The sequence below is a fragment of the Latilactobacillus curvatus JCM 1096 = DSM 20019 genome (genome assembly GCF_004101845.1).
Classification (GTDB): domain Bacteria; phylum Bacillota; class Bacilli; order Lactobacillales; family Lactobacillaceae; genus Latilactobacillus; species Latilactobacillus curvatus.
Map to the genome: position 1 here is coordinate 86,197 of NZ_CP026116.1, position 17,717 is coordinate 103,913.

A 17,717-nucleotide genomic window follows, 5' to 3' on the forward strand; every position below is an offset into this window, starting at 1 on the left:
ACTAGTTTGAGCTATACTGTTAGAAAGTTAGCTTGAAAAGTACGTTTTGATGAAAGCACATTTACAAAAGGAGCGAATAATTTGAATCTACTATTAGGCGCATTAAATCCGATTGCATTACGATTGGGCGCATTGGAGATCCACTGGTATGGTGTGATTATCGCAACTGGGGTCGTTTTAGCCGTTGGATTGGCATTACAGGAAGCTAAACGGCGCAATGTCAGTGAAGATGATATTTTAAATTTAATTTTATGGGCATTACCATTTGCCTTAATTGGGGCCCGACTGTATTACGTCGTTTTTGAATGGTCGTATTACCAAGCCAATCCCGGCGAAATTATTCAGATTTGGCACGGCGGGATCGCGATTTACGGTGGACTGATTGCAGCTGCCATTGTGTTCATTATCTATTGTCGGCGTCATGCACTATCGCCTTGGTTAGTGTTGGATATTGCGGCACCAACCGTGATGATCGCACAAGCAATCGGACGTTGGGGCAACTTTATGAACCAAGAAGCCTATGGGGCGCCAACAACATTGCACTTTCTCCAATCGTTACACTTACCTGATTGGGTGATCCAACAGATGTTAATTGATGGTGCGTATCGTCAGCCGACATTCTTATATGAATCAGCATGGAATGTATTAGGGTTTATTATCATCATGAGCATTCGCCATCGAACTGGTTGGTTTAAACAAGGCGAAATCTTATTTAGCTATTTAATTTGGTATTCGTTTGGCCGGTTCTTCATTGAAGGCATGCGGACTGATAGTTTATTCATCGGTCCATTGCGGGTATCGCAGATTGTCTCACTCGTCTTATTCTTTGGTGCAATTGGTCTTTGGATTTGGCGGCGTAAGCACAGTCAGTTACCGGATTATTTAACCGGCAATCAAGCAAAAGAACAGAAATAGGGATTTGTTTAAAAGGAGAATTATCAGATGACAGTAAAAATTGCAGTTTTAGGGGCCGGTTCATGGGGGACCATCTTAGCAAACTTATTAGTGGAAAATGGCCACCAAGTTGAGTTGTGGGGCAATGATCCTAAAAAAGTCGCTGAAATAAATGAACAGCATACCAATACACATTATTTACCAGATTTTAAAATTGATCCCCAGTTACACGCAACGATTGATCTTAACGTTGCACTTGACCAAGTTGACGTTGTCTTGTTTGTAATTCCAACACAAGCGATTCGTGCGGTGGCGGAACAGATTGTTCCTGTGATGATTGCGAAAAAAGTGAAACCCGTGATTGTGACGGCTTCAAAAGGGCTTGAACAAGGCACGCACAAACGGATTTCAGAAGTCTTGACAGAAGCCATTCCAGAAACCAACCGCAATGGGATTGTTGTTTTATCGGGTCCTAGTCATGCTGAAGATGTCGCACAAAAAGATATTACTACCTTAACTGCCGCATCAAGTGACTTGATTCAAGCCCAATGGATCCAAGAGATTTTCATGAATGATTATTTCCGCTTATATACCAACCCTGATGTGGTTGGTGTTGAGATGGGAGCTGCTTTGAAAAACGTCATTGCACTTGGCGCGGGCGCTTTAAACGGGCTTGGTTATGGAGATAATACGAAGGCCGCCTTGATGACGCGTGGCTTAGCTGAAATTTCCCGCTTAGGCGTTGCCATGGGGGCTAACCCATTAACCTTTATCGGATTATCCGGTGTTGGGGATTTAATCGTGACTGGGACCAGTGTTCACTCAAGAAACTGGCGTGCGGGAAATGCACTTGGTAAAGGTCAAAAATTAGCTGATGTGCTAGCCAATATGGGGATGGTCGTCGAAGGGGTCGCAACATGTAAAGCAGCCTATGAATTGGCTCAACAACGTTCTATTGATATGCCAATCACACGGGCCATCTATAATGTATTGTATGAAGATTGTGATATTAAGACTGAAATTGCGTATTTAATGCGGCGTTCAGGTAAACCTGAAATCGATTTTGATGAAGTCTAAAACTTTTTAACGAATAAAGCGGCATCATTTTGAATGGGTATCGCACCCATCATCAGAGTGTGTTATGATGATTAGCGTTGAGAAAAAGGCTAAAGGAGAACCGATTACTTTATGGGCGATTTGGTATCTGTAAGACCAACTTGTGAGTTTTATTTTGACAGAGGGATGCAGGCGTTTGAACGATTTCAGTACACGCGCGCATTAACGTGTTTACAACGGGCAAAGTCGCTGGCTAAGACCAAAGATGATTACATCTTTGTGGTGTGCCAATTAGCGATTTGTTTGGAATCGGTTGGCGACTATCATGGTGCGGCGACCGTTCTGGAAGAAATTCCAACCGCCAACTATCAGAGTCATCCTGAGTTACAATATTTTTTAGCAACAGCGTATGCCTTTTTAAATCAGACGCAGGCGAGCTACGAACTCGCGACTGCTTATTTACAAAGTGACGATTCGGATTTTGATGCCGAAGCCACTGAATTACTACAGGAATTAAAACTAACAAGTCCATCAAACTGGTAAAACAGTTTGGTAGACTTTTTTTTACATAACGGGTAAGATACGTTTTAAGAAGAACGAGTACTTTTCAAAAGTAAGGAGATAACAGACATGGCTAAAAGTTATGATGTAATTGTGATTGGCGCAGGACCTGGTGGGATGACCGCTGCTTTATACGCCTCACGTGCGAATTTATCTGTATTGATGTTGGACCGCGGAATTTACGGGGGCCAAATGAATAATACAGCAGAGGTCGAAAATTATCCCGGCTTTAAATCAATCCTTGGTCCTGAACTAGGCGAAAAGATGTATGCCAGCGCCACTCAATTTGGTGCTGAATACGGCTATGGTACGGTCAACTCGATTGAACTGCAAGGCGAGATGAAGATTGTGCACACTGACGAAGGCGATTTCGAAGCGCGTTCAATCATCATTGCAACGGGTTCAGAACACAAGAAGATTGGGATCCCCGGTGAAGATGAATTCGGCGGTCGTGGTGTCTCATACTGTGCGGTCTGTGATGGTGCCTTCTTTAAGAATAAAGAAGTCGTGGTCATTGGTGGGGGCGATTCAGCGATTGAAGAAGGCCTCTACTTGACGCAATTAGCCAGCAAGGTGACAGTCATTCATCGTCGTGATGAACTACGCGCTCAAAAGATTTTACAAGATCGTGCATTTGCTAACGACAAGATGGACTTCATCTGGAATGCACAAGTGACAACTATTGAAGGTGACGACAAGAAGGTAACCGGTGTCACTTACATTGATAAGGTAACTGGTGAAACCAAAGAAGTTGCTGCAAGTGGGGTCTTCATCTATGTAGGGATTGAACCAATGACTAGTGCCTTTGGTGATCTAGGGATTCTAACGGATGCCGGTTGGATTAAAACGGATGACCACATGGCAACCAGTGTTCCAGGTATCTACGCAATTGGTGACGTTCGTGAAAAAGATCTTCGTCAAATTACAACAGCAGTTGGCGACGGCGGCATAGCAGGCCAAGAAGTATTTAAATACTTACAAAGTATCTAGAGTGCGACGGCAGCCGGTTAGCTTCCGAGGATTAACACAGAATGGCGAAGGATTGCGGTAGCAATCGTTTGACATTCAGGGTTAACCAGAAAAGACAGTTCGAGGAAGCACGATTAGAGTGCGTTCGAAACGATTTTATTTTTGAGGATTAACCTAAAAATGTGGCTTATGACGCACATTTCCAGCGGTCGACTAAATTTTAGTCGGCCGTTTTTTTATTTTGGGAAAAATTTTAATTTTTAGAAGGACAAGCATTATTAAATAATCGACCCAGTCAATTAGATTGATGCGCATTACCGTACAACCGATGCTTTAGGAAAGCGGTTGATTATGGTATACTTAGAACTAGCTTTTAGACTAAAATGCGGGGGTTACACAATGAGCTGGCAAGATAATTATGCAATTTGGAATAATCAAACAGAAATGGATTTACCTTTAAAAAAAGCACTTAACGAAATGGCAAACGACCATGATGCATTAGAAAAAGCATTTAGCGTTCCAATGGAATTTGGGACAGCTGGGATGCGCGGTATTTTAGGCCCTGGGATCAACTGCATGAACATTTATACGGTGCGTCAAGCCACAGAAGGCCTCGCTCAATTCATGAAAACATTACCAGAAGCGACTAAAAAACGCGGTGTGGCTATCAGTTTTGATTCACGTTATCAATCTGAAACATTTGCGCACGAAGCAGCGCGGGTCTTAGGTCAACATCAAATCCCAACGTTTGTTTTTGATGCCTTACGCCCAACACCTGAATTATCATTTACCGTACGGCACTTACATACCTATGCCGGTATCATGATTACAGCAAGTCATAATCCTAAACAATACAATGGTTACAAGATTTATGGCAAAGACGGCGCGCAAATGCCACCTAAGGAATCCGATTTAATCACAAGTTATATTCGCAAAGTAACCGATTTATTTGCGATTGAAGTGGCTGATGAAAGCACATTGCGCGAAGCCGGCTTAATGACTTTAATTGGCGAAAATGTGGATCAAGCTTACTTAGCTGAAGTTAAGCAAGTCACGATTAATCAAGAATTGGTCGACACAGTCGGCAAGACCATGTCATTGATTTACACCCCACTTCATGGGACCGGGAAAGTACTTGGTGAACGCGCATTGCGTCAAGCAGGCTTTGAACAATTTACAATGGTCGCTGAACAAGCAGTTGCTGATCCAGAATTTGCAACGACACCATTCCCTAATCCAGAATTCCCACAAACATTCGATATGGCGATTGAGCTCGGGAAAGCACAACAAGCTGACTTGTTGATTGCGACTGATCCAGATGCTGACCGTTTGGGCGCCGCTGTGCGTCAACCAGACGGGAGTTACCAATTGATGACTGGGAACCAAATCGCTTCTGTTTTATTACGTTATATTTTACAAGCTAGTAAAGATGCTGGCACATTACCAGCCAATGCAGCGGCTGTTAAGTCAATCGTGTCAACAGAATTGGCAACGAAGATTGCAGCGAGCTACAATGTGAAGATGATTGATGTCTTAACCGGCTTCAAATTTATCGCTGAACAAATTCAACACTTTGAAGACACAGACGAAAACACCTTCATGTTTGGTTTCGAAGAAAGCTATGGCTACTTAGTGAAACCATTCGTTCGCGATAAAGATGCGATTCAAACATTGGTCTTATTAGCGGAAGTTGCAGCTTATTACAAGTCAAACGGTAAGACTTTGTATGATGGCATTCAAGAATTATATGCGGAATACGGCTACTTCGCTGAACAAACGACTGCAGTTGATTTCGAAGGGGTCAATGGCCCACAACAAATGGCTGACTTGATGGTTAAATGTCGTGAAGAAAGCCCAGTTGAATTTGCCGGCATCAAAGTCGCTTCAGCAGAAGACTTCCAAACACAAACAGAAACTTTTGCGGACGGTCATACTGAACCCATCAATTTACCAACATCTAATGTTCTGAAATATCACTTAGAAGATGGCACTTGGATTGCGATTCGCCCAAGTGGGACTGAACCAAAAGTGAAATTCTATGTGGGGACATCCGCTGATGATGCCGCAACAGCTGATTTGAAGTTAGCAAACTTCGAAAAAGCAATTCATGAACTTGTAAAATAGATAGGGCTTCTGTTTTACATTTCAGGATAACTTACCTATAATAAAGAACAGTAAATAGACGGACTACTGCGTTAGTCGGTCTATTTTTGTAAGAAAAGGGAGGTAGTTTGGTATGGGTATGCATCAATATTTGCAAGGTTTGAATAATTTGGAGACACTAAATCGCGCACCAGGATTGTTTAAATATCAAGAACATTCCGTTGCAGCGCACTCCTTTAAAGTAGCAGAAATTGCGCAATTATTAGGCGATATTGAAGAAGAAAATGGGCAAACGATTAATTGGCAAGTGCTGTACGAACGCGCACTGAACCACGATTATACGGAACGGTTTATCGGCGATATTAAGACGCCGGTCAAATACGCAACGCATGAATTGCGGACGATGTTGGCCAATGTCGAAAGTTCATTAACCGCTAACTTCATTAAAAATGAAATTCCAGATTTCTTACAAGAACGGTATCAACGTCGTTTGAGTGAAGGAAAAGATGAAACTTTGGAAGGGCAATTATTAGCCGTTGCCGATAAGATTGATTTACTCTACGAGTCTTTTGGTGAAATTGAAAAAGGTAATCCTGAGAATGCTTTTCTAGAAATTTTTGCGGAAAGTTTAAAAACGATTATGCAATACCAAAATCTCGCATGCGCCCGTTATTTCATCCAAGAAATCTTGCCAGATTTACTGAGTGAAGACTTCGCAGATCGAGGGAAGCTAACCCAATTAGTGAGACAGACGCTAGCGGAATAGAGTGCTGTTGTCAGTCGCTCAGATTCAGAGCATTTGCCTAACTTGGCGAATTGACGCTATAAGCGGCGATTTGACAAGTGTAGCAAAGCGCAGGAATCTACTGACAACAGCACGTTTCCACACTTTAGTTGAAACGTGCTTTCATTAAGCATCCTTTTCCGGTTAGCTACACCAGCCGCATCATCGACTGCGTCGCTAATCCGTCTGGTTAGGCTAATCCTCAAAGGATAACCGCTTAATGACGCACTCTTTAATCAGCACTCTGGCGAAAGTATGTTCGGTGTGGTAGAATAGTGGATGACTTAAAGGACAAGGAATATTATTCTTTATAAAATCGGTAAGTAGACGTTATGGTGGAGGGCAACTTCTACCCGGCGTCTTCTTTTATCGCTAGCAAATGGTAATGGAGGCTTTTGATGATTGAACGACAGAATGATAACCAATTTGATTTAGTGGCGCCCTATGAACCAGCTGGGGACCAACCAGCGGCAATTGAAACGTTAACTAAGAACTTCGAGGCGGGTGCAAAAGCACAAGTCTTGATGGGGGCGACTGGGACCGGGAAGACCTTTACGATGTCGAACGTCATCAAGAATTTAAACAAACCAACATTGATCATTTCGCATAATAAGACTTTGGCAGGCCAGCTCTATGCCGAGTTTAAGCAATTTTTCCCGAATAACGCGGTAGAATATTTTGTCAGTTACTACGATTATTACCAACCAGAAGCTTATGTGCCTTCAAGTGATACCTACATCGAAAAAGATTCGAGTATTAACGACGAAATCGACAAACTACGGCATTCAGCAACCAGTGCGCTGTTGGAACGCAACGATGTGATTGTGGTTGCGTCGGTTTCATGTATTTTCGGCTTAGGTGATCCGAATGAATATCAAGATCACGTCCTTTCGTTACGGCCAGGGATGGAGATTGAGCGCAATGACTTATTGCGTCAATTGGTGGATATTCAATTTGAACGGAACGACATTGATTTCCAACGGGGCCGTTTCCGCGTCCGTGGTGACGTGGTCGAGATTTTCCCGGCTTCACGTGATGATCATGCGTTGCGGGTTGAATTCTTCGGCGATGAGATTGATCGAATCGTTGAAGTTGACGCGCTAACCGGTGAAGTCATTGGTGAACGCGAACATGTTGCGATTTTCCCAGCAACGCATTTCATGACTAGTGAAGAAAAGATGGAAAAAGCCATTAAGAGTATCAAGGCTGAATTAGAAGGCCGACTAACGGAATTGAAGGCGGACGGCAAGTTGTTGGAAGCCCAACGTTTGGAACAACGAACGAATTACGATCTTGAGATGATGCAAGAAATGGGCTATTGCTCGGGGATCGAAAACTATTCACGGCACATGGAGGATCGTGCGGCGGGGGAACCACCTTATACGTTGCTCGATTTCTTCCCGAAAGATTCAATCATGATGATTGATGAATCCCATGTAACGATGCCGCAAATTCGCGGGATGTATAACGGGGATCGTGCCCGGAAGCAAATGTTAATCGATTATGGGTTCCGATTACCAAGTGCGCTTGATAATCGGCCTTTGACGCTACCTGAATTCGAAGAACACGTCAATGAAATCATGTACGTTTCTGCGACTCCAGGCCCTTATGAAGCTGAACAAACCGATATTCAGGTCGATCAGATTATTCGACCAACTGGCTTGTTAGATCCGAATATTGAGGTCCGGCCGATTATGGGCCAGATTGATGATTTGGTCGGCGAAATTAATGATCGGATTGAAAAGAACGAACGCGTCTTTATTACAACGTTAACCAAGAAGATGTCGGAAGATTTAACTGACTATCTCAAAGAACTGGGGATTAAAGTCCGTTACTTGCATAGTGATATCAAGACTTTGGAACGAACGGAAATTATCCGTGATTTACGGCTTGGTAAGTTTGACGTCTTAATTGGGATTAACTTGTTGCGGGAAGGGATTGACGTCCCTGAAGTCTCGTTAGTGGCAATTTTGGATGCCGATAAAGAAGGTTTCTTGCGGAGCGAGCGCTCATTGATTCAAACAATCGGCCGTGCTTCTCGGAATCAAAACGGGCAAGTCCTTTTGTATGCCGATAAGATTACCGATTCGATGCGCAATGCAATGGATGAAACCAAGCGGCGGCGTTCGATTCAAGAAGCCTACAACGAAGCACATCACATGACGCCGAAGACGATTATCAAACCAGTTCGGGATGCGATTTCGGTTGTTCAATCAGTCGAACACCCTGAAGAAGTCAAGATGACCAACGAGATTGATTTCGATAGTATGTCGAAAGCTGAAAAACTAGAAATGGTAGAACGGTTATCTGAACAAATGCGGAATGCGGCCAAGAAACTGGACTTCGAACAGGCAGCTACGTTACGGGATACCATCTTAGAGATTAAGAGTGAAATTGATTAAAAGAGGTAAAGCATGGCAAATGATAAGATCGTCATTCATGGCGCAAGAGCGCATAATTTAAAAGATATTGATGTTACAATTCCACGGGATAAACTGGTGGTTGTGACGGGATTGTCGGGCTCTGGGAAGAGTTCGTTAGCGTTTGATACATTATATGCCGAAGGACAACGGCGCTACGTCGAGAGTTTATCGGCTTATGCGCGCCAATTCTTAGGCCAGATGGATAAACCGGATGTTGATTCAATTGATGGGCTCAGTCCTGCGATTTCGATCGACCAAAAAACAACGTCTAAAAATCCGCGTTCGACAGTCGGGACAGTCACGGAAATTAATGATTATCTCCGGCTTTTATGGGCGCGGGTCGGTCATCCAATCTGTCCGAACGATGGGACTGAAATTAGTAGTCAATCCGTTGAACAGATGGTTGATCGTGTCTTAGCGTTACCTGAGAAGACGAAACTCCAGGTGATGTCACCGATTATTCGTGGCAAAAAAGGGCAACATAAAAAAGTATTTGAAAAAATCCAACGAGAAGGCTATGTCCGTGTTCAAGTCGATAGTGAAGTCATGGACGTTAGTGCCGATATCGAATTGGATAAGAATAAAAAACACGACATTAATATCGTGGTGGATCGAATCGTCGTCAAAGACGGTGTCCGGTCCCGTTTATTTGACTCGTTCGAAGCGGCTCTGCGCTTATCAGAAGGGTATGCGACTGCCGATATCATCGGTGGCGAACAACTACTTTTCTCAGAACACTATGCCTGCCCAATCTGTGGCTTTACGGTGGGCGCGTTAGAACCCCGCTTGTTCTCGTTCAACGCACCGTTTGGGGCCTGCACAGACTGTGATGGTTTAGGGGTTAAGCTAGAAGTCGATATGGATTTAGTGATTCCTGATACCAGCAAGACATTGCGCGAAGGAGCCATTGCGCCTTGGAATCCAATTAGCTCTCAATATTATCCACAGATGCTCGAACAAGCTTGCAAGTCATTTAAAATTGACATGGATCGACCATTTAGCAAATTAACACCACGCCAAAAAGACATTATCTTAAATGGTTCTCAGGGTAAGAACTTCCACTTCCATTATGAAAATGATTTCGGTGGTGTGCGTGATGTGGACGTGCCGTTTGAAGGTGTATTAGCCAATATTGACCGCCGTTATCGTGAAACCAATAGTGATTTCACACGGACGCAAATGCGGACGTATATGACTGAATTAACGTGTCAAACCTGTCATGGTGCTCGTTTAAATCGACAAGCTTTGGCTGTTAAAGTGGGCGGCCAAGATATCGCTGCCGTTTCAGACAACGCCATCAAAGAAGCTTTACCATTCTTCGATCAACTTGAACTTTCTGAAAAAGACAGTGTGGTTGCCAAACCAATCTTGAAAGAAGTGCATGATCGGTTAACTTTCTTGATTAACGTCGGTCTGGATTATTTAACGCTCAGTCGGTCAGCCGGGACCCTTTCTGGTGGGGAAGCCCAACGGATTCGTTTAGCCACGCAAATTGGTTCGAACTTATCTGGCGTGCTCTACATCCTCGATGAACCGTCAATTGGTTTGCATCAACGTGATAATGACCGTTTGATCGGGTCACTGAAGAAGATGCGCGACTTAGGCAATACATTAATTGTTGTTGAACATGATGAAGATACAATGCGCGCGGCTGATTACCTGATCGATATCGGGCCCGGCGCTGGTGAACTCGGTGGTGAAGTGATGGCCGCTGGGACCCCAACTGAAGTCGAACATAATCCGAAATCATTGACGGGCCGTTATTTAGCCGGTTCCGAATATATTCCAGTACCGCTAGAACGGCGTCAAGGCAATGGCAAGAAGATTCGCGTGACCGGTGCGGCTGAAAATAACTTGAAGAATCTGACGGTTGATTTCCCATTAGGTGAATTTGTCGCGGTTACTGGTGTTTCAGGTTCAGGCAAGTCAACCTTAGTCAATACGATTTTGAAAAAAGCTTTGGCACAAAAGATGAACCGTAACTCAGCAAAACCAGGTCAATATAAAACAATTACAGGTTATCAGAATCTTGAAAAACTGATTAATATTGATCAAAGTCCAATTGGTCGGACACCGCGGAGTAATCCAGCAACGTACACCGGCGTCTTTGACAATATTCGTGATTTGTTTGCGCAAACCAATGAAGCCAAACTACGCGGTTATAAAAAAGGCCGTTTTAGTTTTAACGTTAAAGGTGGCCGCTGTGAAGCCTGCAAGGGTGACGGCATTATCAAGATTGAAATGAATTTCTTACCAGACGTGTATGTGCCGTGTGAAGTCTGTCATGGCAGTCGCTATAATTCAGAAACCTTGGAAGTCGTCTATAAGGGCAAGAACATTGCCGAAATCTTAGACATGACGGTCGGTGAAGCCACAGTCTTCTTCGCAAACATTCCCAAGATTGCCCGCAAGTTACAAACGATTGTGGATGTCGGCTTAGGCTACGTCACATTGGGCCAGTCTGCCACAACCTTATCGGGTGGAGAAGCCCAACGGATGAAGTTGGCCTCTGAATTACAGAAACAATCAACGGGTAAGAATTTATACATCCTCGATGAACCAACGACTGGCTTGCATACCGACGATATCAAGCGCTTGTTGGGCGTTTTGGAACGGTTAGTTGAAGAAGGTAACACGATCTTAGTGATTGAACATAACTTAGATGTTATTAAGACTGCCGATCACATCATTGACTTAGGACCAGAAGGCGGCGATAAAGGCGGGACAATTGTCGCGACCGGTACGCCAGAAGAAATTGCCAACGTCAGTGAAAGCTATACAGGCCAATATTTAAAACCTGTTTTAGAACGCGATACAGCACGCACAATTGCCGCTCAGGATTAACCAGAAGATGGTTGATAGAATGTGTTTAAAAAGCGGGCGGTTAAGACAGAATGATTGCTGTCTTAACCGCCCACTTTTTGTTTTGTCAAATTTAGTTGTAGATTGTCCGTAAAAAAAGTATCATAAAGGTATTAACAACGAGAGGTGATTGGGAATGTTTAGAAAAAATGAATGGCACTTTGATTGGTCAGAATTTATGACGGGGATTATTTTCTTAATCGTTGCATATTGCTTGTTTAATCAACCAGGTAAGACATTATCTGGTTTGGTAATCGTGATTGCGATTGCGGCGATTATTCGGGGAATTGCCAAAATCAGTGCATATAGTCGGTTACGTCAAGAGACAGGGATGCGCGCAACGTTAATGTTGGTCGATGCCATTGTCGATGTCATTTTGGGAATTTTGTTTATCTTGAATATTCCAGCTGGAGTGGCTGCTTTAGGTTATATCTTTGCATTCTGGTTCTTGTTCGATTCAATTGTGGCATTATTGAATGTCGGCCATCTCAAGCAATTTAACACAGGCCTATACATCGTTTCGATGATTCTGAATATCTTAGGCGTAATCGTTGGGATCTTATTGTTAATGGATCCAGTGGTGACTGCCGTAACGATGGTGACCCTAGTTGGTTTTTACTTTGCTTTCTTTGGGATTAATGCCATCATCATCGCATTTGCAAGACGTTTATAGTCTCTAAATTTAATGATTGCGGAACAATTTGATTGTTCTGCAATTTTTTTTATGGAAAAAATAAGCTCTTTCAAATGCCTAGACATTAGGAATGAACTCGGTTTAATAGCATTAAATAACACGTGTCGAGAGTTTCGACAGCTTTCAATGACACACCAGGAATGTTACAATGATAAAAGCGAAAACTTAAGGGGTGGTCTGATGACAGATACATTGAACTTAGTAGTGATTACAGGGATGAGTGGTGCCGGGAAAACCGTTGCCATGCAAAGTTTTGAAGATCTAGGTTATTTTTGTGTCGACAATATGCCACCGACATTGCTACCTAAGTTTTGGGAATTGGTTAAGGAGTCCGGCAAAGTGACTAAGATTGCATTAGTGATTGATTTGCGCTCACGTGCTTTTTACGATGAGATCATTGAAATGCTTGCTAACCTTGATAATACCCAATTCGTGACGACTAAGATTCTCTTCTTGGATGCATCAGATGAGGAATTGGTTTCGCGATACAAGGAAACACGCCGTTCCCACCCACTAGCGATGGAGGGGCGTTTAATGGACGGTATTCAAAAAGAACGGCGCCTGTTAACTGAAATTCGCAATCGAGCACAGATGGTGGTGGATACTTCAACCATGTCACCACGACAATTAAGAGAAAAGATTTTTCATGTCTTCAAGACGTCAGATAATCCGTCATTCCATATTGAAGTGATGTCATTTGGGTTTAAATACGGTTTACCAATTGATGCGGATATCGTCATGGATGTCCGTTTCTTACCGAACCCATACTATGTGCCAGCATTTAAGGAATTAAACGGTTTAGACCAACCGGTTAGAGACTATGTAATGGCGCAGCCAGCGACTGAAAAGTTCTACGAACAATTTAGTGGGCTGTTAAAAGACATCATGCCAGGTTATCTCAAGGAAGGCAAAACAAGTGTGACAATTGCGATTGGCTGTACCGGCGGGCAACACCGTTCAGTAGCGCTTGCCCAACGATTGGCTGATGATTTATCGTTCGATTATCCGGTTGACGTGACCCACCGGGATATGAAGAAACGCAAGGAAACGGTTAACCGGTCATGACAGCTACTAATCGGATTATCCGGGTCATTAAAGGGCGACGACCAAAAGTCGTTGTGATTGGTGGCGGCACTGGACTACCCGTTATCTTAAAGAGTCTCCGTGAACAGAATGCGGATGCTACGGCAATTGTCACGGTTGCCGATGATGGCGGTTCATCCGGCGTTATTCGCGATTACATTAACGTGGTACCACCTGGTGATATTCGGAATGTATTAGTCGCCTTGTCAGATTTACCACAGTTAACGCTCGATATTTTTCAATACCGCTTTAAATCACACGATGCCTTTTTCTCAGGGCATGCGATTGGTAATTTAATTATTGCGGCGTTATCTGAAATGGAATCAGGTATTTTTGATGCTGTTCAACGGTTATCAGAAATGATGGCGGTTGACGGTCATATTTATCCTGCGGCCAATGTTGCGCTGTCGTTGAATGCTGAATTTAAAGACGGCACCCAGTTAACAGGGGAATCTGAGATTACTGCAGCACGCAAGCAGATTAAGCGTGTTTGGGTCTCAAAAACGGATCAAGATGATACTGCAGCACCCGAAGCCGTTCAACAAGTGGTTGATGCGATTTTGGCTGCCGATGTGGTTGTCTTAGGACCCGGCAGTTTGTTTACCAGTATTTTACCGAATCTAATGATTAAAAACTTAGGTGCGGCAGTCAAGCAAACTAAGGCGGAAGTGATTTACATTTGTAATATCATGACGCAAAAAGGGGAAACGGAACACTTTACCGATGCCGATCACGTCCGCGTGTTGAATGATCATCTTGGTCAGAACTTCGTGGACACGGTTTTGGTTAATACCGCACAAGTCCCTGAAAACTATTTGGATCATCAAAAGTACGACGAAATTCTCTGGCCGGTTGAACATGACTTTGATGGCTTACGAGGATTGGGTTGTCGAGTGATTTCCGATAACTTTTTGAAGTTGAAAGATCATGGTGTGTTCCATAATGGACAAAAAGTAGCGAGTGAAATTATGAATCTTGCTTTCCAGGTCAATACAGCTAAGCGAGGTGAATAATCGTGGCCTCATATGCAAGTGAAGTGAAGAAAGAACTGACGCAACTTGAAGTGCATCCTGAACATGCACGAGCGGAATTAGCCGCTTTAATTCGGATGAATGGGTCACTGAGCTTGATGAATCACCAATTTGTTTTAAACGTTCAAACTGAGAATCCGGCGATTGCTCGCCGGATTTATAGTTTATTGAAACAAAATTATCAAGTTGAATCCGAATTACTAGTACGTCGCAAAATGAAGTTAAAAAAGAATAATCAATACATCGTGCGCTTAAAGTATGATACCAATACCGTTTTAAAAGACCTTGATATTGTTGAGGAGGACGGTTTTACCATTCATACAAAGGTGTCAGAAGATGTCATTAATGAAGATCAGCGCGTCCGTTCTTATTTGCGGGGCGCTTTTCTAGCCGGTGGCTCAGTGAATAATCCTGAAACAAGCCGGTACCATCTGGAGATCTATTCATTATACGAAGAGCATAATCAAGATATTGCGCGCATGATGAATCGTTTTGGCTTAAATGCCAAAACGACTTTCCGACGGAGTGGGTACATCACTTATCTGAAAGAGGCTGAAAAAATTGCTGATTTTCTACAAGTGATTGGTGCTACCAACGCGATGTTGAAGTTTGAGGACATTCGGATTGTGCGGGATATGCGTAATTCGGTTAATCGCTTAGTCAATTGTGAAACCGCAAATATGAATAAGACAATTGATGCTGCTACAAAACAAATCGAAAATATCGAATACTTGCGCGACACCGTCGGATTAGATAATTTACCGGCGAAGTTGCGTGAGATTGCGCTACTCCGTTTGGAATTTCCAGATATTACGTTGAAGGAACTTGGGGAAAAAATGCCGAGTGGGGCAATTTCGAAGTCGGGGATTAATCATCGGCTCAGAAAATTGAATCAACTTGCCGAAGCCCACCAACAGGGGAATGGATAAGGGGCAAAATAAATCGGTAGTGTACAATATTTGACTTGTACAATATAATTAAGTACAATAACTGAAGGACATTTTATGGAGGAAAATTATATGGTTAAACCAGTAGTATTAGATGAACAACTCTGTTTTTCGATTTACCGCGCACAAAAGGCTTACAATCATTTCTACGGTAAGGTATTAAAACCTTACGGATTAACATATCCACAATTCATCGCAATGCTTGCATTGTGGGAACATGGCAAGATGTCAGTGAAAGAATTAGGGCACCATTTAGAACTTGATAGTGGGACACTAACACCGCTTTTGAAACGCTTAGAAGCTGATGGTTGGGTAAGCCGGAATCGTGCATCAGACGATGAACGCCGAGTTGACGTTACCTTAACTGAAAAAGCAGAAAGTCAAAAAGAAGAAATCTACGAACGGGTTGGTGCTTGCACAAACTATCTCGATTTCTCAAGCGATAAGTATCATGAATTACGTCAAGAAATGAATGAAGTTGAACATCATTTGAATGCGATTCAAATGGATAATGCACGTTTTTCATAAAATGACGGATAAAGGGTTCCAAAAGATTTGATGGTAAATTGAATTTTTTGGAACCCTTTATCGTACATACAAAAACAGGTGCCCCGAGGGGGGGCACCTGTTTTTTATTTTAGTAGTTGACTTAAGTCAGTCATATCAATTGATTCATCAAAGATATGGTCACCAATAATGATGGTCGGGACGAATTTAATATTGGCACGATCGGCTTCAGCAATAATTGCGGCTAAATTTTCTGCATTATCTTGTGGCGTTAATTTGAGATTTTGATCGATGTATTTTTTAAATTCATCTGGTGTCAGATCATTACGCCATGTTTTTTGATGCGTAAACAAGAATGATAGTGTTTGCAGCACTATTTCGGGTTGATCAAAAGGTAAATAGGTATGGGCTAAATTCCCCAGTTGTAGATCCTCTTTATCCTTACCAAAAGGTTTGATAATACGTTTTAGCCGACCAGCTTTGACTGCTTCAGTCATCGTTTCTTCGGATTTTAAAAACCACTTGCGGCAATAAGGACAAGCGGCGTTGATAAATTCAATTGATGTTAATGGTGCATCTGGCTGACCAATTGTAATACCGCCGGTGGTTGTCACATTCTCGCTTTTAATCACACTAATATCCATGGAAGACCCTCCTTTAAGATACTGCCAGTATAACAAATTTGGTATAAAAAAAGGGCTAGATCAACTTGATCTAGCCCTTTTTTTTTACTAATCCTCAGAAGAGAACCGGTTTATTATCTACTCTATTTTGGTTGGTTGACCATAATATCGTCAATCAAACCGTAATCTTTTGCTTCTTGCGCTGTCATGTAGTTATCACGATCAGTGTCAGCTTGTAATTTTTCGAAGGTTTGGCCTGAGTTGTCTGCCAAAATTTGGTTTAAACGTTTCCGAGTCTTCAAAATTTCGCGCGCTGCGATTTCAATTTCAGTTTGTTGGCCTTGTGCACCACCTAAAGGTTGGTGAATCAAGACAGTTGAGTTAGGCAATGCAAAACGTTTGCCCTTTGTCCCAGCTGAAAGTAAAACACTGGCCATAGAAGCAGCCATCCCCATTGCGATTGTTTGGACATCAGACTTGATGAAGTTCATCGTATCCATGATGGCTAACCCTGCGGTCACAGAACCACCAGGTGAGTTAATGTAGATTGAGATGTCCTTATCTGAATCTTGCGCGTCCAAGAATAATAATTGCGCAATGATTGTGTTAGCCATTTGGTCGTTCACTTCACCAGATAACATGATAATCCGGTCTTTTAGTAAACGAGAGTAAATATCGTAAGCACGTTCGCCACGAGATGTTTGTTCGATAACTGTCGGTACTAACATTGAATTGCCTCCTTATATAAGCCAGAGTAGAATCACTCTGTAGTCTATAAATTGAATTTTACAGCAAAGGTCAATTTTGGTCAAATAGAAAGCCTCTTTTCAGAAAGATTATGGTCATTTTGTGTTCGAACTGAAAATATGGTATACTTAGGAAAGTTAATCAGCACTTATCACTGTAGTATCAAGTATTATTTGAAGACTTTAATCAACTGGAGTAACCATGGAGTTACAAGTAGTGTAAAGAGGCGGCTTACGCTGTTTAAACGAGAAGATATTTAGAAACACAAGAATTTAGACATAATTGAATTAACCCAAAAATAAAAGCGACGTGAATCACACGTCATCTCCACTAGCCATTCGATGCTAGTGTGCGTAGCCAATTAGTGACTGGCTACCTGACATTATGTAAGAATTTAATATGCGAAATTAATTAGAAGGCCACCTAGGAATAG

Annotated in this window: 15 protein-coding genes; 13 read left to right on the forward strand and 2 right to left on the reverse strand. The window is 42.6% G+C overall.

The genetic code is table 11. The features are described from left to right. Positions 1-81 precede the first annotated feature (81 nt). The 13 genes from lgt to LCU_RS00625 all read left to right on the forward strand — a co-directional run bounded on the left by lgt (position 82) and on the right by LCU_RS00625 (position 15,935). Positions 82-915 carry a prolipoprotein diacylglyceryl transferase gene (lgt, locus tag LCU_RS00565; RefSeq protein ID WP_004265937.1) on the forward strand — a complete coding sequence of 278 codons (834 nt, stop codon included), beginning with the start codon at positions 82-84 and terminating at the stop codon, positions 913-915. Between the two features lie 27 nt (positions 916-942). Next, positions 943-1,971, forward strand: coding sequence for an NAD(P)H-dependent glycerol-3-phosphate dehydrogenase (locus tag LCU_RS00570; protein WP_056967091.1), 1,029 nt, complete (start codon positions 943-945; stop codon positions 1,969-1,971). Positions 1,972-2,082: 111 nt separating this feature from the next. Continuing rightward, complete coding sequence (locus LCU_RS00575) at positions 2,083-2,493, forward strand: tetratricopeptide repeat protein (protein ID WP_035186187.1); 411 nt, start codon at positions 2,083-2,085, stop codon at positions 2,491-2,493. A gap of 87 nt (positions 2,494-2,580) precedes the next feature. Continuing rightward, positions 2,581-3,501 carry a thioredoxin-disulfide reductase gene (gene trxB / locus LCU_RS00580; RefSeq protein ID WP_054644134.1) on the forward strand — a complete coding sequence of 307 codons (921 nt, stop codon included), beginning with the start codon at positions 2,581-2,583 and terminating at the stop codon, positions 3,499-3,501. A gap of 378 nt (positions 3,502-3,879) precedes the next feature. Then, positions 3,880-5,604 carry a phospho-sugar mutase gene (locus LCU_RS00585; protein ID WP_056966225.1) on the forward strand — a complete coding sequence of 575 codons (1,725 nt, stop codon included), beginning with the start codon at positions 3,880-3,882 and terminating at the stop codon, positions 5,602-5,604. Positions 5,605-5,716: 112 nt separating this feature from the next. Continuing rightward, on the forward strand, positions 5,717-6,349 hold the full coding sequence (locus tag LCU_RS00590) for a YfbR-like 5'-deoxynucleotidase (protein WP_004265951.1): 633 nt from the start codon (positions 5,717-5,719) through the stop codon (positions 6,347-6,349). Positions 6,350-6,765: 416 nt separating this feature from the next. After that, positions 6,766-8,769, forward strand: a complete 2,004-nt coding sequence (gene uvrB / locus LCU_RS00595) for an excinuclease ABC subunit UvrB (protein ID WP_054644135.1) — start codon at positions 6,766-6,768, stop codon at positions 8,767-8,769. 12 nt (positions 8,770-8,781) lie between these two features. Next, positions 8,782-11,634 (forward strand): excinuclease ABC subunit UvrA, encoded by a 2,853-nt coding sequence (uvrA, locus tag LCU_RS00600; RefSeq protein WP_056966223.1) that lies wholly within the window; start codon positions 8,782-8,784, stop codon positions 11,632-11,634. 154 nt (positions 11,635-11,788) lie between these two features. Continuing rightward, positions 11,789-12,325, forward strand: a complete 537-nt coding sequence (locus LCU_RS00605) for an HdeD family acid-resistance protein (RefSeq protein WP_004265944.1) — start codon at positions 11,789-11,791, stop codon at positions 12,323-12,325. Positions 12,326-12,526: 201 nt separating this feature from the next. Next, positions 12,527-13,411: an RNase adapter RapZ gene (rapZ, locus tag LCU_RS00610; protein ID WP_004265984.1), complete on the forward strand. Its 885-nt coding sequence runs from the start codon at positions 12,527-12,529 to the stop codon at positions 13,409-13,411. Then, a complete protein-coding gene (locus tag LCU_RS00615; RefSeq protein WP_039098449.1) occupies positions 13,408-14,442 on the forward strand; it encodes a gluconeogenesis factor YvcK family protein in 1,035 nt (344 codons plus the stop codon). Before rapZ ends, LCU_RS00615 begins: the two co-directional genes overlap by 4 nt. Before the next feature lie 2 nt (positions 14,443-14,444). Beyond that, a complete protein-coding gene (gene whiA / locus LCU_RS00620) occupies positions 14,445-15,389 on the forward strand; it encodes a DNA-binding protein WhiA (protein WP_004265894.1) in 945 nt (314 codons plus the stop codon). A 90-nt stretch (positions 15,390-15,479) separates the two neighbouring features. After that, entirely contained in the window at positions 15,480-15,935 is a 456-nt protein-coding gene (locus LCU_RS00625) for a MarR family winged helix-turn-helix transcriptional regulator (RefSeq protein WP_054644137.1), read from the forward strand. Between the two features lie 104 nt (positions 15,936-16,039). Here LCU_RS00625 and LCU_RS00630 read toward each other — a convergent pair whose 3' ends face one another. Further along, positions 16,040-16,558 (reverse strand): DsbA family protein, encoded by a 519-nt coding sequence (locus LCU_RS00630; RefSeq protein ID WP_056966221.1) that lies wholly within the window; start codon positions 16,556-16,558, stop codon positions 16,040-16,042. Positions 16,559-16,680: 122 nt separating this feature from the next. Continuing rightward, positions 16,681-17,265 carry an ATP-dependent Clp endopeptidase proteolytic subunit ClpP gene (gene clpP / locus LCU_RS00635; RefSeq protein WP_004265909.1) on the reverse strand — a complete coding sequence of 195 codons (585 nt, stop codon included), beginning with the start codon at positions 17,263-17,265 and terminating at the stop codon, positions 16,681-16,683. Between the last annotated feature and the right edge of the window lie 452 nt (positions 17,266-17,717).